We start from the raw sequence: 22,912 nt of genomic DNA, 5'->3' as shown, positions 1-22,912 counted from the left end.
GCTGCTGCCAACGCAGTGTCAGCAGGGTGCCATTGCATCAAGGACCAGCCCAGCCCAGGCCCGACCGGGCAAGGCCCGGTGCCGGTGACCGGTCAGTCGGCGGCAGGGACTGCCGCAGCGGAAGCAGCAGCAGCAGCAGCAGCAGCAGCAGCAGCAGCAGCAGCAGCAGCGGCAGCGGCAGCGGCCACCAGGCCACGGTAGCGCCGTGCGCGCTCCAGCGTCTGGCCCACGGCACGCGGCGCCATGCCATACATGTCGGCAAAAGCCTCCAGGGCCTGGCCGCTGGCATCGAAGGCGCGCAGCAGCGCCTCGTCCTTGGCGTTGCGCACGGACCATTCGGCAAAGGCCTCTTCGAGCAGGGCGTTGGCCTCCTCGTCACGGCCGGCCACGAGCTCGGTGTAGGCCTCGCGCGTCAGGCCCGAGGCTTCGAAAGCCTGGACCATGCGGTTGCGCAGCTTGGGCAGCAGGTCCTCGCTGGCGCGGGCCTTGCGGCGGCGGTAGACCTCCAGCAGGGCGTGGTGCACATGCTCGGGGGCCATGGCTTCCACGGGCTGGCCCGCCAGGTCGTGGCGCTTCTCGCCGGCCGCCACGCTCTGCAGGTAGCGGGTGGAGCGGGTGTGCAGCCCCAGGGCCACCTTGAGTGCATCGCGCTCGAACTGCTCGGGGTGCGCGGCCAGGATGTCCTGGAAGATGCCGCGCTTGAGCGGGCGGAACACCGCGCCAAACAGCTGCGGGTACAGGGCAGCCAGTTGCTCCAGCGCGGGATGGGTGCGCTGCGGCGCACGGGAGCCTGCTGGCGCGGCCGCCGCGGGCTGGCCTGCGGCCGGCGCGCCGGCCTCGCCACGCGGACGACCGTCGCGGCGATTGTTGTTGCGGCCACCGCGGCCGCCCCGGCCCTCACGGTGGGGGGCCGCAGGAGCGACAGCCGCCGCAGCACCCTCCCCGGCATCGCCTGGAGCCACGGCGGGGGCCGATGCAGCGTCGGCCGCCCTAGGGGCAGCGGCGGCGGGCGCGGCGGTCTGTTCTTGTTCAGGCACGTTGTCGGTCATGGCGTAGCGAAGGAAGGGGGCAACAAAACCCTCAATCATGCCAGTCTTGGCGCCGGGCACCTAATTGAGGGCCTCCGGCCGGCCCTTCGCACGACCGGCAACATCCCTCCGAATGGAGCCACACTCACCTAACGAGCGGCGATCAAAGCCTCGTCCAGCACCTCGATCCAGTGGCGCACAGGCGTCGCGGTGCCGCTCTGCAGGTGGGTGATGCAACCGATGTTGGCCGACAGGATGGCATCGGGCGGTTGCTCGCCAAAGGCCTCGCCCAGCGCGCCGAGCTTGCGGTCGCGCAACTGGTGGGACAGGCCAGGGTTGAGCACCGAGTAGGTACCCGCCGAGCCGCAGCACAGGTGCGATTCATTGCGCGCCACCCGGAGCTTGAAGCCCAGCCTGCCCAGGTGCGTTTCCACCCCGCCGCGCAGCTTTTGCCCGTGCTGCAGCGTGCAGGGCGGGTGGTAGGCGAACAGCGTGTCGGGCGGGGGCTGTACACGGCCGGCCAGGCGCTGGGCAAGTTCGGGCAGCAGGTCCGGCAGCAACTCGGACAGGTCGCGCGTGAGCGCGCTGATGCGCGCGGCCTTGGCGGCGTACTGCGCGTCGTTCTGCAGGATGTGGCCGTATTCCTTGACCGTGACGCCGCAGCCCGAGGCGTTCATGACGATGCACTCCACGCCACCCGCTTCGACCAGAGGCCACCAGGCGTCGATGTTGGCGCGCATCTCGGCCTTGCCGCCGTCCTGGTCGTTGAGGTGGAACTTGACCGCGCCGCAGCAGCCGGCCTTGGGCGCCACCAGGGTCTCTATGCCCGCGGCGTCGAGCACGCGTGCCGTGGCGGTGTTGATGCCCGGGATCATCGCTGGTTGCACGCAGCCGGCCAGCATGAGCACCTTGCGCGCATGCTCGCCCACGGGCCAGGCGCCGGGGTTGCGTGGCACAGGCACCTTGGCCTGCAGGGACTCGGGCAGCAGGCCGCGCACCATCTGCCCGGCCTTCATCGCGGGGGCGAACAGCGCCGAAGGCAGGCCTTCCTTGAGCGCCCAGCGCAGGGCCTTCTCGCCCAGAGGGCGCGGCACCTTCTCGTCCACGATCTTGCGGCCGATGTCCACCAGGTGGCCGTACTGCACGCCGCTGGGGCAGGTGGTCTCGCAGTTGCGGCAGGTCAGGCATCGGTCCAGGTGCATCTGGGTGGCGCGCGTGGGCGCCTGGCCTTCGAGCACCTGCTTGATCAGGTAGATGCGGCCGCGTGGGCCATCGAGCTCATCGCCCAGCAGCTGGTAGGTCGGGCAGGTGGCGGTACAGAAGCCGCAGTGCACGCACTTGCGCAGGATGGCCTCGGCCTCGAGGCCGTCGGCGCGGGCGCGGTATTCAGGGGAGAGTTGGGTTTGCATGGTGCATGCCTGGACAGTGAATGGTTGCGCCGCGCAGTGGCGGTGCGGATGGACCGCCTACCAGCCCGGCGCCATGCGCCCGGGATTGAAGATGCCGGCCGGATCAAAGCTGTGCTTCAGGCGTGCATGGATCTGCTCCAGCGCGCGCGACGGCAACCCGGCATGCCCTGCCCCGCCCGGCTCGCGCGCCAGCGGTGCCCGGAACATCGCCGCGCTACCGCCTGCGACCCGGGCCGCCTCGCGCAGCGCATCGCCTGCGGATTCAGGCGCCTGCACCCAGCGCAGCGCACCATGCCATTCGACCAGCGGCTGGGCGCCACCGGGCAGGGCCATCACGGGTGCCGTGGATGGCAGCGACAGTCGCCACAAGGCGTGCTCGGGTGGGCGCGCGGCGAACCAGGGCAGGGCCTGGTCACGGCAGGCGCTCCAGTCGGCGGCCACCACGGCAGGGGCCAGGCGCTCGCCGCCCATGGTGCGGCAGGCCGCCTCCACCGCGGCCACGGCGCCACGCAAGCGCACCTGCAGCATGCCCGTGTGGGCGTCGCCCGCCCAGCGGCTGGCGTTGAGCGGCAGGGGCTGGCCACCCCAGGCGTGCAGGCGGCGCAGTGCATCGGCCTGGTTGCATTCGAAGCGCAGGGTGGCCTCGCCCGGGGCCACGGGCAGCACCTTGAGGCTGACCTCGGTGAGCAGGCCCAGCGTACCCCAGGCGCCCGCCATGAGGCGCGACACGTCATAGCCTGCAACGTTCTTCATGACCTGGCCGCCAAAGGTCAGCAGCTCGGCCCGGCCGTTGAGCAGCACCACGCCCAGCAGGTAGTCGCGCACGGCGCCCACGCTGGCACGCGCCGGGCCCGAGAGACCGGCCGCCACCATGCCGCCGACCGTGGTGGCCTGCGGCTGCGCACCGAAGTGCGGGGGTTCGAAGGGCAGGCACTGCCCCTGGGCGGCCAGGGCAGCCTCCAGCTCAACCAGCGGCGTGCCGGTGCGCACGGTGACGACGAGCTCGCTGGGCTCGTAGTCCACGATGCCCTGGAGCACCCGGGTGTCGAGCACCTCGCCATGCAAGGCCAGGCCGTGAAAATCCTTGCTGCCCCCACCGCGGATGCGCAAGGGAGTCTGGTCGGCTGCGGCGGCGCGCACGCGTTCGGTGATCTGGGCGAGGGCTGAGTCCATGCCTTGGATCGTAGCGGCTGCGCCCCGCCCGGACCCTGCCTGACGCCGTGAATTTTTTGAACGGCCGGCGTGAGGGCGGCGATGGAAGGGCACGCTTGCCGCACCCCCAATGAAAAACCCGCCGAAAGGCGGGTTGCTCAAAAAGAAGCCCGCCAGACGGCGGGCAAAGGGATCCGAGGAGGATTCCGAGGAGACTCTCGCAAAAAACAGAAATCAGGTCGGGCTGCGGCGCCACCAGACACCGCAGCCCTTGGGATCGCAGCTCAGCGGCTGTAGGCCGTTTCGCCGTGCGATGTGATGTCCAGGCCTTCGCGTTCAGCCTCTTCCGAGACACGCAGGCCCACCGTCAGATCGACGATCTTGTAGGCGATGAAGGACACGACACCCGACCACACGATGGTCAGCAGCACGGCCTTCGTCTGCGTCCACACCTGGGCGGCGATGGAGTAGTCTGCAGACGTCACCATGGTTGCCGTCACCCAGTCGGCCACGTAGCCGGGGCCGCCCAGGGAAGGCGCGTTGAACACGCCGGTCAGCAGAGCACCGACGATACCGCCGATGCCATGCACGCCGAACACGTCCAGCGAGTCATCAGCACCCAGCATGCGCTTGAGTCCGTTCACACCCCACAGGCAGGCAAAGCCGCCCACGAGACCGATGACCAGTGCACCGCCGATGCCGACGTTGCCCGCTGCGGGCGTGATGGCCACCAGACCGGCGACCGCACCCGATGCAGCACCCAGCATGGATGCCTTGCCGCGTGCCAGCGCTTCGCCGATGCACCAGGCCAGCACGGCTGCAGACGTGGCCACCAGGGTGTTGATGAAGGCCAGTGCCGCAAAGCCGTTGGCTTCGAGTGCGGAGCCGGCATTGAAACCGAACCAGCCCACCCACAGCAGCGAGGCACCGACCATGGTCAGCGTCAGGCTGTGAGGCGCCATGGCTTCCTTGCCGTAACCCACGCGCTTGCCCACCATGAAAGCACCCACCAGGCCAGCCACAGCAGCGTTGATATGCACCACAGTGCCGCCAGCGAAGTCCAGCGCGCCCCATTGCCAGATCTGGCCGGCCTTGCCGGTCATGGCGTCGGCCACTTCCTTGGACGCGTAAGCGTCAGGACCCATCCAGAACCACACCATGTGGGCGATCGGCAGGTAGCTGAACGTGAACCACAGGACCATGAACAGCATGACGGCACCGAACTTGATGCGCTCGGCGAAGGCACCGACGATCAGGGCACAGGTGATGCCGGCGAAGGTGGCCTGGAATGCGGCGAACACCACTTCCGGAATCACGACACCCTTGCTGAAGGTAGCAGCGTTGGCGAAGGTGCCGGCCGCGTTGTCCCAGATGCCCTTCATGAACAGGCGATCAAACCCACCGATGAAGGCGCCGCCTTCGGTGAAGGCCAGGCTGTAGCCATAGATGAACCACAGCACCACGATCATCGAGAACGTGACCATGACCTGCATCAGCACGGACAGCATGTTCTTGCTACGCACCAGGCCACCGTAGAACAGGGCCAGACCGGGCAGAACCATCAGGATCACGAGGATGGTGGAGGTCATCATCCAGGCGGTGTCGCCCTTGTTGGGCACAGGGGCAGCAGCAGGTGCGGCCTCGGCAGCGGCTGCAGGTGCGGGAGCCGCGGCTGGCGCGGCGGCGGGCGCCACTGCGGGGGCAGCAGCGGCTGGCGCAGACGCCGCAGGCTCCGCCGTGGCAGGTGCCTGGGCCAGCGACAGTCCACCGACGGACAGCAGGCTCAGCCCCAGAATGAAGGATGCAAGCAATTTTTTCATGGCATTTGTCTTTCGTGTGATGCGGCGGGCCCTTTAGAGGGCTTCCTTGCCGGTTTCGCCGGTGCGAATGCGTACCACCTGTTCCAGGTGGGTCACGAAAATCTTGCCGTCGCCGATCTTGCCGGTGCGTGCAGCGGCTTCGATGGCTTCGATGACCCGGTCCACCAGCTCGTCCGCCACGGCGGCTTCGATCTTGACCTTGGGCAGAAAGTCGACCACGTACTCCGCGCCACGGTACAGCTCCGTGTGGCCCTTCTGGCGTCCGAAGCCCTTGACCTCGGTCACCGTAATCCCCTGCACCCCGATGTCCGACAGGGCTTCACGCACCTCGTCGAGCTTGAAGGGTTTGATGATGGCTGTCACCATTTTCATTTTTGATTCCTCCAGGAAGGGGCGCACGAGGCGCCCCTGAAAGATTTACAGGGTTTTGGTCAGCGTGACGATCACACGCGACTTGTTGACAGGGCCGAAGAAGTCCTTCTTGTTGGCGCCCACCACAGCTGCGCCCAGCGACAGGCCCGAGCCGAAGTCATAGGCACCGCCGACGCTGTAGTCGATGTAGTTGGGGGCAGCAATGTCGCCGCCGAAGCGCGTGTAGCCAACAGCGGCCTTGAGCATGACCTTGGGCATGACTTCCTGGGCGAATGCCAGGTTCAGGTAGCCGGTGTTGCGGCCCTTGAAGCCGGGACCGGCGTAGGCGAAGTAGTCCTTGGAAAGGGTGTGCGAGTACTTGGCCGTCACAGGGCCGAAGGTGGCAGCGCCATAGACTTCGGTGGTGTTGCCGTTGCTGTTGCCGGGGTAGATGTAGGTCAGCAGGCCCACGTCCAGGTCGGCGCCGCCGGCCTTGAACTTGTAGCCGCCGTAGATGTCGGACTCGATGGAGTTGCCCGACAGCCAGTCGACGCTGGAATTCCAGTTGCCGACGTAGAAACCGGACTCGCCGAAGGCGTAGTCGAAGCCGCCCTGGATCGCGGGCTTGACGGCTTTGACCTTGGAGACATCCTGGTCCTGGCCACGGAACTTGTAGTTCGAGGTCAGGCTGACGTTGCCGGTGAGCTGGGCACTGGCCAGCAGGGGCAGGGTTGCAACAAGGGCAGCGCCCAGGAATTTGATGGATGCGCGGGTCATGTTTCCTCCGGTTGGACAAAGTAGGGACAAGCGCTTTAAGCATGGACCGTGCCATGCGCTGCAATGCCCCGTTCTGCCTGGGTTCGGGACAGGTGAAGATTCCCTATTAAAGTGGGGGTTTGGAAGAACTCTGATTTGCACCACGATGGTGCGACCGTGAAGCACTTCACACAAGCGTCTTGCAAATTGCACCCATCTGGGGAGAAAGTCGTCCATGAGTCTTGCTTTGGTGCAAAGCCGCGCCCTTCTGGGGCTGCAGGCACCGTCCGTCACCGTTGAAGTGCACTTGGCCAATGGCCTGCCCAGCTTCACTCTGGTGGGCCTGGCCGAGGTGGAGGTGAAAGAGGCACGCGAGCGCGTGCGCTCGGCACTGCAGAACGCCGGGCTGGAGTTCCCCCACAACAAGCGCATCACGGTGAACCTCGCGCCGGCCGACCTTCCCAAGGACTCTGGCCGGTTCGACCTCCCCATAGCCCTGGGCATCCTGGCCGCCAGTGGGCAGATCGATGGCAGCCGCCTGGCCGGGTACGAGTTCGCCGGGGAGCTGTCTCTCTCGGGAGAACTGCGCCCGGTGCGCGGCGCGCTGGCCACCAGCCTGGCGCTGCAGTCGCAGCAGATCACCGTGCAACTGGTGCTGCCACCCGGCAGCGCCGAGGAGGCCGCCCTGGTACCGGCGGCCCAGGTGGTGCGTGCCCGCCATCTGCTGGACGTGGTGCGCGCCTTTCTGCCGCCAGGCGGCCCTCCACCCGATGCGGACGACGACGGCTTCACCCGCCTGCAACCCACGCCCATGGTCACGGAACTCCAGGGCCCCGACATGGCCGATGTGAAGGGCCAGGCCGTGGCCAAGCGCGCGCTGGAGATTGCAGCGGCCGGGGGCCACAGTGCACTGATGGCCGGACCGCCCGGCTCGGGCAAGTCAATGCTGGCGCTGCGCTTTGCCGGCCTGCTGCCGGCAATGACGGTGCAGGAGGCCCTGGAGAGCGCCGCCATGTCCAGCCTGGCCGGGCGCTTCAGCCCGGAGCGCTGGGGTTTGCGCCCCACGGGCCAGCCGCACCACACGGCCAGCGCCGTCGCACTGGTGGGCGGGGGCTGTGGCGTTTCGAAATAATTGAGACGTTCCCGAATTAGGTGAGACGGGTTGAGCGCGGGAAGCTTTGCTCTCCCTACTCGTACGCCATGCTTGGGCTTAACAATTCAGAGGGAGGAAGACCAATGAAGAAGAACAAACCTGCGAACCGATCTCCGAGGAAGTTTCTCGCATGCTCGCCGGCGCGGCTCATCGTGAAGTCGTAGACCACCGCCCACAAGGGCTCGAAGGCCCTTGCCGCATAGGGTGTAGGTTCTCATTGATCTTGCAGATTTCCTACATATCTTCGCTAGAGACTTTGCAAATTCACTGAGAAGTATCGGCAATTCGTTCTCACAGGCTTGCAAACTACCTACTACCAAGTGCCCTACAGACGCGGTGCACGTAGCGCAATCGGCTTGCCAGGCGGCCATGAACCCAGCGTTTGATCCTTCATTGATAAGAGTAAGGATCCCCTCTTGACGTTACAACGCGAGGCGTACCTTCCGCGCGGATTTAGTCTGCCTGGGGCATCCGCTATGTCTCTGCAAATAGTCATAAAACACCATCTTTACACGTGGTGTAAAGATGGTGTTGACGAGCTTGATCGTTTCCTCTAGACTCTTTCCTATGCAAGTGGAGTTCGACGATGACCACCTAGACCGCCTCGAGACCGACCCGCAGTTTTCTGCAGGTTTCTCGCAGGAAATTGTTCGGGCGTACCGAAAACGGATGCAGCAAATTCGGGCATTTCGAGACGAACGTGACTTCATGGCTTTGAAGTCTTTGCATTTCGAGAAGCTGCTGGCAGATCGCCAGGGACAGCACTCTGTAAGACTCAACTTGCAGTGGCGCTTGGTCTTCGAAATCCGCGGAGAACACCCGTGCAAGATCATCGGCATCGTCGAAATCGTTGATTACCACTAGAAGTTTTGGAGAGCCTATGAACGCACGAGTACCCGCTGAGGTGTTCCCGCCAGGCGAGTTCCTGCGAGAGGAGCTTGAGGCGCGGGACTGGAGCCAACAAGAGCTTGCAGATATCTTGGATCGTCCTCCAAGGCTTGTAAGCGAACTAATTGCAGGCAAGCGAGCTATTACGCCTGAAACGGCTAGAGGGCTTGGGGAGGCCTTTGGCATGTCGCCGGACTATTGGATGAACCTTGAGAGTCAGTACCAGCTGTCCAAGGTGACAGTGCCCAACGACAACGTTGCCCGCAAAGCCCGCCTGTACACCCAGTTTCCAGTGCGCGAGATGTTGCGCCGTGGATGGGTGCGGGCAAGCGAGAGCATCGAAGTCATGGAACAGCGCTTCTGCGAGTTCTTTGATATCACGGATGTCGCCGCGACCCCTCAGCTGAGCCATGCTGCGAAGAAAACGCACGCCATGGCAGACGCCACGCCGCTGCAGCTCGCATGGCTTTTTCGAGTACGTGCGATCGCAAGTCAACAGGTTGTGCCGACGTATTCGGGGGCAAAGTTGCTTTCAGCTATCGAGAAACTTCGAGCGCTGATCCTCGCTCCAGAAGAAATTCGCAACGTCTCACGCATCCTTGCAGAAGCGGGGGTTCGGTTGGTCTTTGTCGAGTCGTTGTCTGGATCGAAGATGGACGGTGCTTGTTTCTGGCTAGACAGCAGTAGTCCGGTTGTTGGCATGACGCTGCGGTTCGACCGCATTGACAACTTCTGGTTTGTGCTTCGCCACGAGCTTGAGCATGTTCTGCGCGAGGACGGCAAGGCAGAAAACCGCCCGGTCATCGATACCGACGTGGGGGACTCGAAAGCCGACCTGCCTGAATGTGAGCGCTTGGCCAATGCTGCAGGTGCCGACTTCTGTGTTCCAAAGGCTGAGCTCGATGATTTCGTCGCCCGAGTGCAGCCCTACTTTTCTGAAGAAAGAGTGCTTCGGTTCGCCACACGCATCCAGGTACATCCGGGGCTGGTCGTCGGGCAGCTACAGCGCCGACTCGACCGCCATGACTTCCTGCGCAAGTATCAGGTGAAGGTGCGCGCGTTGGTATTGCCCTCAGCCGATATTGACGGCTGGGGATCGTTCACCGAGTAACCACTGCTATTGAGGATTCACATGTCCGCGTACGGAAATCAAGTCAAAGCATACATTGAGCGTTACCAGTCGGAAGTGGGGGGCGACGGCTTGCTCGAACCCCATGCGGTTGCGGAGTGGGCATATAGCAATGGCCTTCACAAGCCGAGCTTGCGCACCGTGGTCGATGCGATTGCTGCGGACGTCGCGCAGTACTTCCGTGAAGAGTACCGCACCGATGAGAACGGTCAGCGCTACCGAGCCAAGCATGCTGTCCGGTTCAAGAAAGGCGACCGTACGATGTCGCTCTGGGCGGACATGGACGACGAGAAGGCGCCTCGGTCACACTTCGTTAAATCATTCGGCCAACGACGACAGCAAATTGTTGGCGACTGCTTCCAACTCAAGACCGACGTGGACGTTTACAACGGCAAGAATCAAAGCGAAGACCCAATTCAGATTCCCCTGAATTTCACGCTGGACGTTGAGGAGCTGCAGCTCCCGTTGAAATGTAAGAAAGCAGCTTGAAGAAGCAAGCGGGTCTGATCTGAGCCAACGCCATGCTACAGACGCGACATGTCAATTCTGGAGCGCCCACGCTAACCAATTGCTGACTTTCAGTTACGACGGGTGTTAGCGCCAGCGCGATCGAGATCGCCGACAGCTGCTGGACTTGCTGTCGTCAGCGGCGGCGGTTATTGCCGAACCATGACGGTAGTCCCGCGCGGCATGGCAATCTCCACCCTGGGAACGGGCGGCCATGAAGTCACAGTGCAGCGGTGTTACCAGCTCCAATGCCTCCGCAGAATATGCGGTGCCAAGTCAATGCTGCGGGGCGGGACGGATCGAAAAATCTATCCCCGTCCGTTTCTGCAGTTCCTGATAGGTGATCGGTGCACCAACTTGCTCGCCTTCTCGGTTTGCCTGCCAATGCGCCCAAGCACGCTGCGTTGTCGAGTCATACACAAGCTTGTACAGGTAGGCCGGCACTCGAACCTCATTGCCGCCGATGGACGGGCTGGTACGCGTGTAGACCGGACCTGTAATGACATAGACATCTCCCTTGGCCCGCAGAACATAGCGTCGGGTATCCTGCTCGATCTTCGACCAAGCGCCGCCGTTGTGCTGGATGTTCTGCGGCACCATGTTGGCCAGGCTGAAGCTCTGAGCCATGGCTGTAGGCGTGGACATGTCTCCGGCCGGTGCCATGTGCCCACGGCTGTATCCAGATCGCTTGTAGTCCTCCAACTCGGCACGCTCTGCCGTGGGCAGGCGCGCGTCTGCAAAGAACTTGTCGGCACGTTTTTTGTCGGCCTGTTCGAGCACCCTGCGGTTCAACCGCTGGGCCACATATACGGGAGTTCGCGTCTCCCCGCTGTGCAAAACGGCAAAGGCCTCGTAGCATAGCTCGCGCTGCATTGGTCGGGGAGGGATCGCAGGTGGCTTGCCGCCAACGAAGAACTGCGGGCACTGCGCGAAGCTCGTGGGCTGCGGGACGCGAAAGTAGTCCTTCTCGAAAACGGGGTTGGGAGTACGGGCCGAGGCGATGCCAGCAGCGCCCATCAAAAGGGCGACGACCAAGCGCGAGGTACGTGGCCAGGAAAAGACGAAGTTCACAGGGTATCAGTGCAGAAAACAGGGTGTCGAAGCATCACTACGTTAGGTGTTTTGGCCATGTTAGCTGGACAGCAAACATGGCCAAAACACTTAATCAAGAATGGATACTCAATCTTCGAGGTAGCGGAGCCTTCGCCCCAGTCCTCAGAACGGGATGTCGTCATCACCCTGTACCTCGGCACCCGCGCTCTTGCCCTGCGTCTTCGACGCTGGCGGCTCAACCGTAGTAGCCTGCGCATTGCCCAAGGCCGCCTCCAGCGCCTTCTCCACAGCATCAATGCGCGCCTGGCAGACCTTGTAGGCGGCCACGGACTCCTCAACGATCTTCAGAAGGTCATCGATGTTGGGCTCGCTCTGCTTACGCAGGGTTTGCGCGTGCGCCTGGAGCACGCCGTACGATTTCTTGAAGGTCTCGCTCATGGCTTGTCTTTCTGTTGCAGCTGCGCGGTGCGCAGCCCGTCTCTGAACTGGATGGTGATCTGGGTTTCGATGCTGGCGGCAGTGGTCACGGCCTGGTCGTTATGGTCGCGCACCAACGCAAATCCTCGGCTCAATGTCTTTTCAGGGCCCTGGCCTGCGATCTCGCGCATCATTGCTTGAGCATTGGTGCGCGCATCGATGAGGGTCTTTTGTGCCAGGGCCGCTGTGTCTTCAAAGGTCCGGGCTGTGGCGTCCTTCATGTATCGCACGTCGGCCGCGGCGCGGTCGAGGATAAAACTGCGCTCGCCCTCGATCCTGGCCCGCGCCATCTGCAGGGTCTGGCGCGCGTCGGCGCGGATTTCGGCCAGCATGGTAGGTACTTCTCGCTTGGCATGGGCGACCTGATCGGCGGCCAGGCGGCGCACGTCGTTCATCTGGCGCTCGGTCGTCTCGGCTGCAATGCGGATGGTATGCGCCGCCTGCAGCTTCACGTCGCTCAGCAGCTCGCTCGCCTGGCTGCGACTGCGGGCGAGTTCCTGCCGGGCCCCCGACTCGATTGATGTGAAGCTCTGGACCACCGAGCGCTTGGCTATGTCGATGGCCCGGGTTGCATCTCGGATCACCTCGGCGAACATGCCCTTGGCTTCCTGGGCCCTTTGCAGGATGACTCGCTCGATGCCGCCAATGACCTTGGACGGCGTATCGAACCGGATGTTCGCCACCTCATCGAGCACGGTGTTGTCGCGCTCGTGGCCAATGCCAGTCAGCACAGGGACCCCCAGCTCGCAGACAGCCCGCACCAGGGCATAGTCGTTGAGCCACGCCATGTCGTTGATGGCACCGCCGCCGCGGATGATGGCCACGGCGTCCAGTACCACCCCTTCGCGGCCAAGTCGCTCCAGCGCGCCGAGCAGTTCCATGCGGATCTCGGCCGCCGCACCATCACCCTGGAAGCGGCTGTGGACATAAATGAACCGGCAGATTCCCAACTTTTCCAGCCTGCCGGCCTCGGCCTGGAAGTCACCAAGGCCGGCACCGCCCTCGGGGGCGACCACCAGAACCCGGTCGTAGTCCCAGGGGCTGGGGAGCTTGCGATTGAGCTCGAACAAGCCCTCGCGCTGCAAGCGCTCGCGGATTTCCCGCTTCCTGGCTTCCAGATCACCCAGGGTGTAGTCGGGATCGATGGCATCGATCTCCACCGAGAAGCCATACTGGGGTTTGAACACTGGGCGGGCGCGCACCAGCAGCTTGATGCCCGGACCAATCTGGGCGCCTGTGGCTTTCTCGAACTCGGGAAGGATGCGACTGGCGGTGTTGGCCCAGATGGCCGCACTGGCCTTGGCCACCACGACGCCATTGCTATCCCGCTCGGAAACCTCCAGGTAGACGTGACCGCCGCGCACTCGGGTGTCCACCACCTCGACCAGGGTCCAGATGCCAGCCCGGAAGGCCTGCGCCACGGCCGAGGCGACACCACTGAGCAGCTGGGATAGGGGGATGCCCCGGGGAGAGGCTGAGAGGTTCCTGGAGCCGCCTTGGTCCAACTCAGGGCTGATCAACGCGGTGGACGAGGATGGAGGCGCATCGCCGACGGCTGGAAGCCACTCGGCGAACGGTGTGAGTGCCAGGCCTTCTGGGACGTACCACTGCTTGCGCGCTGCGTCCCAGCGTGCGCCCAACGTTCTTACGCGATCCTTGTCCTTGTACGAAGAGACGAGGTACGTACCGCTCATTTGTCGACCTCGGGAGGCGCGTCAACCCTTGGCACGCCCTGGCGCCATGACTGCACATCCAGGAACTCACGCTCGCAGCCGGTGCAGCGCAGCCGCTCCGTGGTGCGCATGGCGCCGCTGGCGTCGCGGGCTATCACCTTGCGGTAGCTGGTCGCGCGGCAGATGCCGCAGCAGTTTCTGGGAGATGGTTGAGAGGACTCCATACCTGCAGTTTTACCTCCGATCGTCCACCACGATGAACTCGAATCGAAAATTGACGGCAACGATGTCCGGCAAAGTCAGCACCAGAAGGGTTTCTTGGGGGTGGAAGATGGTCTCGCCATCGATATCAACAGCGCCTTGGCTCACAGAGAGAGTCTCGATCTTGATGGTCAAAGTTTTGCGAGTTGCTTCCCATCCGAACTGGCCGGGGCGCAGTGTAGGGTACATCGGTATCTTTGACGCTTGCTTTGAGTCACTCCTGCGTCCATTCTCCTCGGCAGAGTGGAATCTCTATGCCCGACACAGTGACGTCTAAAAGGTTTCGTAGCATTGGCGGCAGTACCACTCAGTCCAACCATTGGATGCGGTGGCAGCTGGCCGAACATCGATCAAGATGCGAAACATTTCCCAATCATTCAGGTTCATCCGAGCCGCCCGAGCGCCCATCAAGTCCCAGGCCAGCGCAGCCACGGATGCGCTCAGCGCAATCACCGTCTGGCGCGCGTTGGACGGTGACAGAAGCATCCGGGTGCTGGTCGATGAACGCGAAGATGTCCTAGTGGCAGAACTCACATTCACCCAAGGGCATCTGGAGGCTGCGATGAATGATCTCTCGGAGCTTTGCGCGGAAAACGGAATTGACCGCGAGTTGATCGCACAGACCAGATAGCAGGCTACCCGGTCGCGTCAGACACGGCGCATACGTGGCGCACGCTGCATCTTGGCCAGCGCCTTCTTTGTTGCCTTGACGGAGGCCTCGCGCCTTGCCGCCAACCAGCCCACGCCGAACCAGGCCTTGGGATCCTTGTCTGCCATCTCGCGGTACAGAGTGCTTGCCACGTGTTCGTCGTTAAGCCGACCGAGTGCGGAGAGAGCGGGCTGCAGGCTTTCAAGGAAATCGCCGGCCTCACGTTGGATCGCTGGTGCAGCAAACTCCGCCAGAAACCGCAGCCGTTTGAGGCGCTTGCGCACGCTGTGCTGGTCATCGACGGACAGGGCTTCAAACCTGCCCGCGCCCTTGTGCACCTTCTTGCGCAGCGTGCGCAAGCGCTGGTGCAGGTACTTGCGTGTGCCACGGGCTCCGAGAGACGCCTGGGCCAGGTCGGGAGCCTCGCTGTCGGCAGGGTGCGCAGTAAAACCCATGAGGGCGATCAGCGTGCCCTGAAAGGCCGGCGAGCGCACGATTTCCAGCGGCGACGCCGTGGTGGCCTGCGGCGGCGCATCAACCGATGGAGCGCCTGCTTCCAAAAGCTCCGCGCCGATGGTTTGCACCGCCTGGTCGCGGTCGCGCAGTTCTCCCAGGCGGCGAAAGACCTCCACCAGTGGTTGCTCCCAGACAGGGTCGTAAGCGCCCGGGGCCAGCGCATCCAGCTCCCGCAGCACGGTGCGCAGCCGGCGAATGCCCACGCGCAGCTGGTGCACATGGGTTTCATCATCCGAGCCCTCGACGATTTCGCTGGCGTTGCCCAGAATCTGCGCCAGGCAGTTGGCCACGGCGGCGCGCTGCAGCGCTGGTCCTTTGAGGAATTTGCGCGTGCCGCTTGGCGCCACCATGGGTCGGGCCTTGATTGCTGGCCGTCCCCACCCGGCCGCCAGCAGCCGCTCGCCGCGCTCGGCCTTGGAAACCGTGTTCACAACCAGCCCGTACTTGGACGCCCACTGGGTGGCCACTTCGACCAAGCCGGTTACGGGGCCCTCTTTGAGTTCAAGCTCCAGCTCGCACACACTTGCCTGCTTCTCGTGTTCGGTACCGCCGTGGGCGACGATCTTGCCGGTGTCCAGCGCCAACTCAACCATGCCGCCATCGAACTGCAGGTTGCGTATGGCGCGGTCGATCTCGGTGCGGTAGGTTTCTTCCAGTGGGCCTTCAGCGCTGTCCAGCGCCTCAAGCAGCCGCTTGCCCGCCTTTGTGCCCGCATGCAGCTCGGGCTGCACCGAAGGGGATGGTGCGTCGACCTGTACGTTGTGCTCTTCCCGGTCCAGTGGGCCATCGCCCCGGGCTTTCACGGTCTGCACCCACTCGTCGCCCTCTTTGCGCAGGCGCAATGCGATGCCGCGCGACGACAGCGCAGCGTCCTTGGTATCGAAGTACCGCGCCTCCAGCCTCACAGTGGTCGCGTCACCAAGGTGGGCAGATGCTCGCAGCGCAGCCAGTTGGCTCTCGTCAATGTGGAACTTGAATTCGCCTTCCATGGGGTTTCCCTTCTTTTTGTCATAGGCAGGCAGCAGTCTGTAGGCAGCCCCCAGAAGACTTACTGCCCTGTCAATCGGCAGACAACGCGCCCTTCGGCGACGCATCGCCAACGCCTTGCCAGTAGTGGCGCCGCAGCTTGCCGCTGGTGTGCAGGTTGACGACGAGCTCGACACGGCGGCGCAACGAATGCAGCGTTTGCTCTGCCTGCTGCACTCGGTTGGATACCGGCGTCAGGGTATGCAGTAACGGCGGGTAGACCCACCGCGCAGTGTGCGCCCGCCAGGGCCAGGTCGGGTGGCTGTGCACGGTTTCGCCGTCGAGCGCTACGACAATGTCAATGCGTGTACCGTTGGGCGCGAGGAACTGCTCCCAGCTCTTGGGTGCAAGCCGCGCAATGGGCATCCCTGCGCGATGCAGCACCTCCAGCGCCACTGGGCTCACAGTGGTCGCCGTTTTGCCTGGCACACCGCACGAGAAGGCGTTGAATTGGTCTTTGCCAATATGGCGCAGGCACGCCTCTGCCAACTGGCTGCGGGCGGCGTTTTCGGCAGATACGAACAAAACATTCGCCACTGGGCTCATGGTCGGTGATTGGAAACTTGATGCTGGTGACGTCCGCAGCAATCTACATTCGCGGCTGGGAATCTGTAGTGATGCGGTAACCAGTGCCACGCACGGTTTCGATCATGGCGCCAGCCTCTCCTAACGCCTCGCGCAGCCGCATCACGTGGACGTCGACGGTGCGCTCTTCGATGAGCGCATCGTCACTCCAGACCATGTCCAGCACCTGCGACCGGGTATGGGTTCTCTCTGCGTGCGTCATGAAGTAGTGCAATAACTTGAACTCTCTGGGCCCAAGTCTCAACTGCTTGCCATTGAAGGTGACGCGATGAGTAGCCAAGTCGAGGGTGAGATTTCCGACGGTAAGTTTTCCACTGGCTGGATCGGAGAAATTACGCCGCATGACAGCACGGATGCGGGCCAGCAATTCCTGGGTGGAAAACGGCTTGGTGATGTAGTCGTCTGCACCGGCATCCAAGGCGGCCACCTTGTCAGACTCGCCGCTCCGAGCTGTGAGCATCACGATAGGGACGCCTCTGGTGCGTTGGTCGCCGCGCCATTTGCGGGCGAGAAGTAAGCCGTCTTCGCCTGGCAGCATCCAGTCCAGAAGGATCACATCCGGCAATTCGGTATCAAGCTCCCGCTGGGCCGACTCGCCATCTTCAGCCCAGGCCGGAGTAAACCCGTTGTGCTTTAGATTCAGGGAAATCAATTCCGCGATCGCGGGCTCGTCATCGACGATCAAGACGCGGGGTAGAAGTCTCATGGATCAAGCGTAAACCCATGCTGACTGTCTGTCGAATGGAAGGGGATTCCCAATGCTGGAATATGGAATAGGCAGTCGCGCAGGTAGTCGCCCGAAACGGCTTCAAGCGAGATAGCTCAGATCCCTGACATCGTGGCGCAGGGCAGTGCGATCCCCGTGGGCCAGTGGCAGGCTGGAAAGAATTTCCAGGCGGCGGCGCAGAGACAACAGCATGACACTTGCTGCCCGCTGCAGGTCTTGGGTACCTGTTGTCCCCCCCACCAGGTCAGGGTAGGCCCACAAAGCGGTGTCCGGTTGGCCGCTCCACTTGGGCGTCAAGTCTTGGATAGTTTCGTCCATGGTAATGACGAACTGCACCTTCATCACGCCCAGGCGCGCAAACTCGTTCCAGTCGTGTTGCTTGTCTGGTCGCAGTGGAATGCCAGCGGCACGGATCGCATGCAGGGCCAGCTCGTGAGGTTCGGACGCCAACCTGGCCGGGTTGCCGCAGGAGTAGGCCTTGAACCGGCCCTTGCTTACATGCTCCAGGCATGCACGCGCGAGAACGCTTCGAAACGAATTGCGCTGGGACACAAAAACGACCACATGGGCATCTGACATCAAATCTCCAAAACACCGCACCTGCAGGAGGCAAACGGTCACCGGACTCAAATCTTCAGAGAGCATTGCAACGGTCTGGCTCCCTCTCTACCGCAGCACCCGCCCGTCCCTCGCTATGACGGTCTGGGTCACATACTGGCTGATGCGCATGCCCTTGTTGAAGAGCACATTGAACCCACCCAGGTCGCTGTCTTCCTGCCTTCTGAGCGTGGCAAGCAGGGAGGACCGGCTCCAGGGCTGGGCCGATCGCGCAATGGCCGCCTCGGTGAATTTTGCCGCAATGAAGCCTGCCAGTCCCTGCGGTGTGGGCTCTTCGTCGAACAGCCGGCTCAGCGCTTCGCGGTACTCACGCACCACGGCCGTGCCTGAGGTGACCGGTGGCACCACCTGCGTGGCTACCACCGATATCTGGCTTGGAATTTTGGACATCTGCGCCAGCACCTGCAGGTTGACGTCCGCCAGCGCGATGACGTAGCACTGGCGGCCGGCCGGCATGGCCATTTTCGTGATGAATTCGTGCAGTTCCAGGGTGCCACCCAGAAACAGTACCACCGGCACATCTGGCCGGTACTTGTAGCCGCCCCCGCTGAGCTCGGTTGCGGGCACGTAGTCAACGGCGATGCGTGTGGCACTCGCAGCTTTCTCCACTTGGCTTCGGGACTGCTGTTCGTACAGTGCGGAGGAGAAGATGGTGACCACACGGGGCACGCCCATGATGGCCAGCGAGCGCACGGCGAATTCGACCTGCTGGTGCTGGCCAGCGAAGATGTCGAACACGCCATCGCGGCTGCCTTTGTCTGTCGGGTTGTGCAGCCAGGGCGCGACGATGGGGAGCGCCTTGCCACTTGCTGCTGACGCCTGAAGGGCAGACAACTGCTCGGAGACGGCGCTGCCCACGCTGCCGGAAATGGCAATGCAGCGGGGGTCCGCCACAGCGGCGTTCCATGCACTTTTTACCGCAGCACTTGACCCATCGGTTTCCACCACCGCATGCTGGACCTTCTTGCCGCGCAGGCCTCCCTTGATGTTGAGGGTCTGCCACGCCGCCTTGGACCCGGCGACGAAGTCCCGGCTCACGTCCTGCTGCTGGGGCGACATGTCGACCACCTGGGTGACCACCAGGGCATCGGGCTCTGCTGCGTTGCCTGTGGCCGTCCACCCCGTCGCTGACGCGGCAATGCCTGCAACCCCATAGCGCACCAACTGTCTGCGACCTGAACAAATTCCCACGGAGACTTCCTTGCCATCGGTTGTTGAGCCGGGCTGCCCCTACCCATCTAGGAGACTTCGAGTCCATTGTGGAAATAATTTGTTGCAATTCAATGACCTGGGGTTTGCCCTATTTTTTGGTGCTTTGTCATCGCCCTGTCTTGGCGCGGGGGGGGTGCCACCTTATCAGGGCAGCGTGTTCGTGTGTTTCCCCTGCACCCGCGCGTCAACGAGTACGCATCAGTTCCCGTACGGCCTGGTAGTCTGCATCGGATACAGGAACGAACCGCCTCCCTCCCAACTCCTCGAACATCGGCTGCAAGGCGGGCGATGCGTCAAAAAAGACCTGGCGAATCTTTTCGACGAGGGGTCTGCACAGGTTGCTGCGGTAGACAAACGGATCGTTGGGAATCAGGGGGGACTCCCAAATTACCCTTATCTCGATGGCTGAGCGGCTTTTCTGAGCGCGGTGTTCATCCAGGCGTGCGCTGGATACGAATGCTGCGGAAACGAGGCCTTTCTGCAGCGCTTCGATAGCGCGCAGGTGCGACCCTGCGTACGTGACGCGACCAAAGTATTTCTCTATGCTCTGGCCAGTCAACTTTTGAACTGCTTGCATTGGAATCAATGCGCCTGAGGTGCTCAAAGGGTCCGTCAGACTGAGGGACTTTTCCTTCAAATCTTTGATGGACTTTAAGCCGCTGTCTGCACGGACGATCAAAAGCGATCGGTACGCGCCAAGCTCCAGAGAACCACCTAGCTTGCGGTCAGACAGAGCAGCGAAGGCGGTGACGTACGGGTTGCGTTCCATCAACAATGCATACGATGCTGGCCCGAGTTCGGCTAGGTCGACATTGCCAGCCTGCAGACCCTCGACCACCGCTGCATACGAGTTGGTGCGCACGACTTCCACGCGCTTTTGCAGCACGCGCTCCAACTCCTTCATCAAAGGACGCAAAATCTGCGGCTGCTCCGTCCCCGCTGACTTTGGAATCGATGCAAAGCGAATGACCGAGGGGTCATCGCAGCCTTGAGCACTAGCGGCAGCGCCACCGTAAGCAACGAGGCAACCTAGCGCCAGTTTACGAATGGATTGAATCATTGGGGAACGATGGTTGGCTGGTTCATCAATCGGATCGCGTCGTCCGCGGGCACGGGGCGGCTCAGGTAGTAGCCCTGCACTTCGTCGCAGCCCGCCGTCCGGAGCTGGACCAGCTGGTCCAGCAGCTCTACGCCTTCCGCAATTACCCGTATCCCCAGGCTGTGCGCAAGGGTGATGATGGAGGTCACGATTACGCCGACCTCCTTGCTGGTGCGGATGTCGTTGACAAAGGAGCGGTCGATCTTCAGGCTGCTGATGGGCAGGTGGCGCACTTGGCTCAAGTTCGAGAAACCGCTGCCGAAGTCGTCGAGCCCGACCACCACGCCCATGTGCTGCAGTTCTTCCAGTACCTGGATAGCCATGTCCAGCGGCTCGACCAGTGAGCTTTCGGTGATCTCGATTTCGATATCGCCCGCCCCCAATCCATGGTCATACAACAACTCAGCCATGCGCCTGGGAAGCCCCGAGTCACGCAACTGGCGGGGCGACACGTTGAATGCCAGCGGTACCACCTCCACCCCTTGCCGGCGCCAAGCGGCCTGCTGGAGGCAGCAGGCCTTCATGACCCAGTCCCCGAGCGGGATGATGAGGCCGGACTCCTCGGCCATGGGGATGAAGTCCCCGGGAAAAATAAGGCCCAGCTCGGGATGGTCCCAGCGCACAAGTGCTTCGAACCCGACAATGCGGTAGTCCGTCAGCCGCACTTTGGGCTGGAAGTGCAGCACCAGTTCGCCCTTTTCGATGGCCTGCGGCAACTCGCCCTGCAGCCGGAACGTCCGGTCGGTCTGGGGGCGCAGCGCCGCGTCGTAGTACGAAAAGCACCCACGACCCCGGCGTTTGGCCGAGTACATGGCGGAGTCGGCATTTCGGCACAGGGTGCTGACGTCATGCCCGTCGCGCGGGAAGAAGGCGATGCCCATGCTGGGACTGGTCTGCACCTCATGGCCCTCCAGCTCCGGGTAGGGCTGGCTCAGTTGGTACAGCAGCTTCGTGGCGATGGCGTCCACGGATTCGGCCAAGTCCAGTTCGGTCAGCAGCACAGCGAATTCATCGCCACCCATGCGGCCCACAATATCGGCGCTGCGCAGGCCACTTTTGAGCCGTTCTGCCACGGCCTGCAGCAGCCGGTCGCCCACATGGTGCCCCAGTGTGTCGTTGACGGATTTGAACCGGTCCAAGTCCATGTAGACCAGTGCATAGTGCTTGCGACTCCTGCGCGCGACCTCCAGGTGGCTGGCCGCTAGTTCGTTGAACAGGCGCCGGTTGTGCAGTCCAGTGAGGTGGTCAAAGGATGCGAGCGCCACCGCCCGCGCTTCTCCGGCCTCCAACTGAGCGATCAGGGAGTGGTTTTCACGGTTGGATTTCAAAAAGGCTGCAAAAAGCTGATGCTGGCGTCTAAACCCCCGGACCAAGCCCCACGTAGCGGCTATCAAAGCGCTCACGAGTATGGCAATTGAGGACCACACACGTGTGCTGCTGCGCACGTGGCTGGCCCGCACTTCGGCCAACTCCTTGCTGACCGCCACGATGAAGGGCGCACGCTCCGCCTTTCGGGCGTTCGCCAAATAAGCGCCTGTCCCCCTGAGGTCTCCCGCGTAACTGCCATCCCTTCCGACCGCCGCCACGAACTCCTCGAATCTCTGGCGCTTATTTAAATGGGTAAGGCCTTCAGCTCTGGCCTCCGCCAGTTCAATGCCGTCGGCGTCCAGGATATGGATGACCCCCGTGCGACCAATGTCGATGTTGCGATACAGACCAAGGAAGTATCCAAGGTCGAGGGTGATGAGGAGAAATCCTTTGCCTGCGCCAATGTCATCCGCAACAGGGAAGAGGACGGGCACCGCCCAGGCATTGTCTTGGGTTCGCGCCGACATCAGCACGGCGGCAGCGGGCGAATCGGCTGGCGCGCGGGGTCGCCCACGCTGCAAAACTGCGGCCCTCAGCTCGTCATCCAGAGGGTCCACAGCCCCTGGGGTCGAACTGTGAATGCGCCGCAGTGATGTGTCGTAGAGCGCCAGGTTCAGAAAGATGTCATCGATGGCCAGCATGCTCGCCAATCGCTGCTCAGTCTCTCGATGGTCACCGCCAAACCAAGACTGCGCCGCAACCGCTACAGTCCGGCCACGATCGATCACCTGGGTGAGGTTCTCTGAGATGATGGTTGCAAGACTTTGCTGCTGGAGTTGTGCCGTGCTGTCCAGAAGCTCCTGTTCGGCTCGCAACCGGTGCCAGGTAAGCAAGCAAATTGACGCGACTGCAATCGCAACAAAGGCGATGCATGCCTGGCGCATTCGCAGCCATCCATCTTCGGAAGAAAAGACACGTTGCGCCCAGGGGCCAAGGAGAGAGAAATTGCGCACGCAGTATCTAGCCCACTAGAGACGATGGTGATATTTTTGCAGCATGCCGCGATGACCTCGTGACACGGGCATTTCGGCAAGGAGCTGTGGGTAGCCGCGAAGGCCCGCTGGTTCGATCGGCGGATACGGGTGCAGCAAATTTGCAAGCGCGTTCCCAGCTCAACGACGCCGTTGTGCGGCAGCAGCAGCAAACTCCCGATGCTTCTGCATTGCATTTCATAGGGGTAAAAAGCGCTTCGAGCCAGAACACCGTTCGTGCTCCGCTGGTCGATATCACGATCTCCCTGCAGGAAGTAGGAGAGCTGGACCTCGTCGATCCACAGGCGTCTATCGGCCACAGGTGCAGTGCGCGCGGCACGTCGAGCTCCATCCGCTGGAACGGCCGCTTTGGGCAGAGGCTGTGTGGAAACAGTTTACGAGTATACGGGCCAGCCCTATCCCGCCGCACTGACCTGCATTTTCTACCAGTGCTGCTATGGATGGGGCCATTTGACGCCTTATG

At 62.8% G+C, this 22,912-nt stretch carries 22 protein-coding genes and 1 pseudogene; 5 read left to right on the top strand and 18 right to left on the bottom strand.

What is annotated here, in order from left to right; all coding sequences use genetic code 11:
* Positions 1–92: 92 nt before the first annotated feature.
* The 6 genes from QYL93_RS28875 to QYL93_RS28850 form a co-directional block, all read right to left on the bottom strand.
* Positions 93–1,049: a ProQ/FINO family protein gene (locus tag QYL93_RS28875; RefSeq protein ID WP_305746905.1), complete on the bottom strand. Its 957-nt coding sequence runs from the start codon at positions 1,047–1,049 to the stop codon at positions 93–95.
* A gap of 128 nt (positions 1,050–1,177) precedes the next feature.
* Positions 1,178–2,437 (bottom strand): glycolate oxidase subunit GlcF, encoded by a 1,260-nt coding sequence (glcF, locus tag QYL93_RS28870; protein ID WP_305746904.1) that lies wholly within the window; start codon positions 2,435–2,437, stop codon positions 1,178–1,180.
* A gap of 57 nt (positions 2,438–2,494) precedes the next feature.
* Positions 2,495–3,619 (bottom strand): glycolate oxidase subunit GlcE, encoded by a 1,125-nt coding sequence (gene glcE / locus QYL93_RS28865; protein ID WP_305746944.1) that lies wholly within the window; start codon positions 3,617–3,619, stop codon positions 2,495–2,497.
* A 254-nt stretch (positions 3,620–3,873) separates the two neighbouring features.
* Positions 3,874–5,409 (bottom strand): ammonium transporter, encoded by a 1,536-nt coding sequence (gene amt / locus QYL93_RS28860; RefSeq protein WP_305746903.1) that lies wholly within the window; start codon positions 5,407–5,409, stop codon positions 3,874–3,876.
* Between the two features lie 33 nt (positions 5,410–5,442).
* Positions 5,443–5,781 carry a P-II family nitrogen regulator gene (gene glnK, locus QYL93_RS28855; protein WP_007851823.1) on the bottom strand — a complete coding sequence of 113 codons (339 nt, stop codon included), beginning with the start codon at positions 5,779–5,781 and terminating at the stop codon, positions 5,443–5,445.
* Between the two features lie 45 nt (positions 5,782–5,826).
* Complete coding sequence (locus tag QYL93_RS28850; protein ID WP_305746902.1) at positions 5,827–6,537, bottom strand: TorF family putative porin; 711 nt, start codon at positions 6,535–6,537, stop codon at positions 5,827–5,829.
* A 214-nt stretch (positions 6,538–6,751) separates the two neighbouring features.
* Here QYL93_RS28850 and QYL93_RS28845 point away from each other — a divergent pair.
* From QYL93_RS28845 to QYL93_RS28830, 4 genes and pseudogenes are all read left to right on the top strand, one after another.
* Positions 6,752–7,630, top strand: a pseudogene (locus tag QYL93_RS28845) (YifB family Mg chelatase-like AAA ATPase); the annotation flags it as partial.
* 606 nt (positions 7,631–8,236) lie between these two features.
* Entirely contained in the window at positions 8,237–8,533 is a 297-nt protein-coding gene (locus tag QYL93_RS28840; RefSeq protein WP_305746901.1) for a type II toxin-antitoxin system RelE/ParE family toxin, read from the top strand.
* A gap of 16 nt (positions 8,534–8,549) precedes the next feature.
* Positions 8,550–9,668: a HigA family addiction module antitoxin gene (locus QYL93_RS28835; protein WP_305746900.1), complete on the top strand. Its 1,119-nt coding sequence runs from the start codon at positions 8,550–8,552 to the stop codon at positions 9,666–9,668.
* A gap of 21 nt (positions 9,669–9,689) precedes the next feature.
* Complete coding sequence (locus tag QYL93_RS28830; RefSeq protein WP_305746899.1) at positions 9,690–10,175, top strand: hypothetical protein; 486 nt, start codon at positions 9,690–9,692, stop codon at positions 10,173–10,175.
* Positions 10,176–10,469: 294 nt separating this feature from the next.
* Here QYL93_RS28830 and QYL93_RS28825 read toward each other — a convergent pair whose 3' ends face one another.
* From QYL93_RS28825 to QYL93_RS28770, 12 genes are all read right to left on the bottom strand, one after another.
* Entirely contained in the window at positions 10,470–11,213 is a 744-nt protein-coding gene (locus QYL93_RS28825) for a DNA/RNA non-specific endonuclease (protein ID WP_370877066.1), read from the bottom strand.
* A 195-nt stretch (positions 11,214–11,408) separates the two neighbouring features.
* Complete coding sequence (gene xseB / locus QYL93_RS28820) at positions 11,409–11,684, bottom strand: exodeoxyribonuclease VII small subunit (protein WP_305746897.1); 276 nt, start codon at positions 11,682–11,684, stop codon at positions 11,409–11,411.
* Positions 11,681–13,417 (bottom strand): exodeoxyribonuclease VII large subunit, encoded by a 1,737-nt coding sequence (gene xseA, locus QYL93_RS28815; protein WP_305746896.1) that lies wholly within the window; start codon positions 13,415–13,417, stop codon positions 11,681–11,683. The genes xseB and xseA overlap by 4 nt, the downstream gene beginning before the upstream one ends.
* Complete coding sequence (locus tag QYL93_RS28810) at positions 13,414–13,620, bottom strand: hypothetical protein (protein ID WP_305746895.1); 207 nt, start codon at positions 13,618–13,620, stop codon at positions 13,414–13,416. The genes xseA and QYL93_RS28810 overlap by 4 nt, the downstream gene beginning before the upstream one ends.
* Positions 13,621–13,630: 10 nt before the next feature.
* Complete coding sequence (locus QYL93_RS28805) at positions 13,631–13,846, bottom strand: hypothetical protein (RefSeq protein WP_305746894.1); 216 nt, start codon at positions 13,844–13,846, stop codon at positions 13,631–13,633.
* Between the two features lie 459 nt (positions 13,847–14,305).
* Positions 14,306–15,811, bottom strand: coding sequence for a CYTH and CHAD domain-containing protein (locus QYL93_RS28800; RefSeq protein ID WP_305746893.1), 1,506 nt, complete (start codon positions 15,809–15,811; stop codon positions 14,306–14,308).
* A gap of 70 nt (positions 15,812–15,881) precedes the next feature.
* Entirely contained in the window at positions 15,882–16,394 is a 513-nt protein-coding gene (locus tag QYL93_RS28795) for a hypothetical protein (protein ID WP_305746892.1), read from the bottom strand.
* A 43-nt stretch (positions 16,395–16,437) separates the two neighbouring features.
* The gene (gene phoB / locus QYL93_RS28790) at positions 16,438–17,139 is read right to left on the bottom strand and encodes a phosphate regulon transcriptional regulator PhoB (protein WP_305746891.1); all 702 of its coding nucleotides are present in this window, start codon (positions 17,137–17,139) and stop codon (positions 16,438–16,440) included.
* Between the two features lie 102 nt (positions 17,140–17,241).
* Entirely contained in the window at positions 17,242–17,805 is a 564-nt protein-coding gene (locus QYL93_RS28785; protein ID WP_305746890.1) for a protein tyrosine phosphatase, read from the bottom strand.
* A gap of 21 nt (positions 17,806–17,826) precedes the next feature.
* Positions 17,827–18,969 (bottom strand): ABC transporter substrate-binding protein, encoded by a 1,143-nt coding sequence (locus QYL93_RS28780; RefSeq protein ID WP_305746889.1) that lies wholly within the window; start codon positions 18,967–18,969, stop codon positions 17,827–17,829.
* Positions 18,970–19,174: 205 nt separating this feature from the next.
* Positions 19,175–20,050 (bottom strand): phosphate/phosphite/phosphonate ABC transporter substrate-binding protein, encoded by an 876-nt coding sequence (locus QYL93_RS28775; RefSeq protein WP_305746888.1) that lies wholly within the window; start codon positions 20,048–20,050, stop codon positions 19,175–19,177.
* Complete coding sequence (locus QYL93_RS28770) at positions 20,047–22,410, bottom strand: bifunctional diguanylate cyclase/phosphodiesterase (protein WP_305746887.1); 2,364 nt, start codon at positions 22,408–22,410, stop codon at positions 20,047–20,049. The genes QYL93_RS28775 and QYL93_RS28770 overlap by 4 nt, the downstream gene beginning before the upstream one ends.
* An 86-nt stretch (positions 22,411–22,496) precedes the next feature.
* Between QYL93_RS28770 and QYL93_RS28765 the strand changes: the two genes are divergently transcribed.
* The coding region (locus QYL93_RS28765) for a hypothetical protein (RefSeq protein WP_305746886.1) at positions 22,497–22,912 on the top strand (416 nt) is incomplete at its 3' end.

This window comes from Acidovorax sp. A1169, from assembly GCF_030704685.1.
GTDB lineage: Bacteria > Pseudomonadota > Gammaproteobacteria > Burkholderiales > Burkholderiaceae_C > Acidovorax.
Note: the sequence above shows the minus strand (reverse complement) of the source record. Positions and strands in the feature narration are given on the sequence as shown.

What these genes read in the sequence shown, in the direction of transcription:
- xseB (WP_305746897.1), bottom strand. Translation starts at nt 11,684, where the DNA reads ATGAGCGAGACCTTCAAGAAATCGTACGGCGTGCTCCAGGCGCACGCG.
- phoB (WP_305746891.1), bottom strand. Translation starts at nt 17,139, where the DNA reads ATGAGACTTCTACCCCGCGTCTTGATCGTCGATGACGAGCCCGCGATC.
- glnK (WP_007851823.1), bottom strand. Translation starts at nt 5,781, where the DNA reads ATGAAAATGGTGACAGCCATCATCAAACCCTTCAAGCTCGACGAGGTG.
- QYL93_RS28875 (WP_305746905.1), bottom strand. Translation starts at nt 1,049, where the DNA reads ATGACCGACAACGTGCCTGAACAAGAACAGACCGCCGCGCCCGCCGCC.
- QYL93_RS28840 (WP_305746901.1), top strand. Translation starts at nt 8,237, where the DNA reads ATGCAAGTGGAGTTCGACGATGACCACCTAGACCGCCTCGAGACCGAC.
- QYL93_RS28835 (WP_305746900.1), top strand. Translation starts at nt 8,550, where the DNA reads ATGAACGCACGAGTACCCGCTGAGGTGTTCCCGCCAGGCGAGTTCCTG.
- amt (WP_305746903.1), bottom strand. Translation starts at nt 5,409, where the DNA reads ATGAAAAAATTGCTTGCATCCTTCATTCTGGGGCTGAGCCTGCTGTCC.
- QYL93_RS28810 (WP_305746895.1), bottom strand. Translation starts at nt 13,620, where the DNA reads ATGGAGTCCTCTCAACCATCTCCCAGAAACTGCTGCGGCATCTGCCGC.
- QYL93_RS28775 (WP_305746888.1), bottom strand. Translation starts at nt 20,050, where the DNA reads ATGATTCAATCCATTCGTAAACTGGCGCTAGGTTGCCTCGTTGCTTAC.
- QYL93_RS28800 (WP_305746893.1), bottom strand. Translation starts at nt 15,811, where the DNA reads ATGGAAGGCGAATTCAAGTTCCACATTGACGAGAGCCAACTGGCTGCG.
- QYL93_RS28850 (WP_305746902.1), bottom strand. Translation starts at nt 6,537, where the DNA reads ATGACCCGCGCATCCATCAAATTCCTGGGCGCTGCCCTTGTTGCAACC.
- QYL93_RS28805 (WP_305746894.1), bottom strand. Translation starts at nt 13,846, where the DNA reads ATGTACCCTACACTGCGCCCCGGCCAGTTCGGATGGGAAGCAACTCGC.
- glcF (WP_305746904.1), bottom strand. Translation starts at nt 2,437, where the DNA reads ATGCAAACCCAACTCTCCCCTGAATACCGCGCCCGCGCCGACGGCCTC.
- QYL93_RS28830 (WP_305746899.1), top strand. Translation starts at nt 9,690, where the DNA reads ATGTCCGCGTACGGAAATCAAGTCAAAGCATACATTGAGCGTTACCAG.
- QYL93_RS28795 (WP_305746892.1), bottom strand. Translation starts at nt 16,394, where the DNA reads ATGAGCCCAGTGGCGAATGTTTTGTTCGTATCTGCCGAAAACGCCGCC.
- xseA (WP_305746896.1), bottom strand. Translation starts at nt 13,417, where the DNA reads ATGAGCGGTACGTACCTCGTCTCTTCGTACAAGGACAAGGATCGCGTA.
- QYL93_RS28785 (WP_305746890.1), bottom strand. Translation starts at nt 17,805, where the DNA reads ATGCTCTCTGAAGATTTGAGTCCGGTGACCGTTTGCCTCCTGCAGGTG.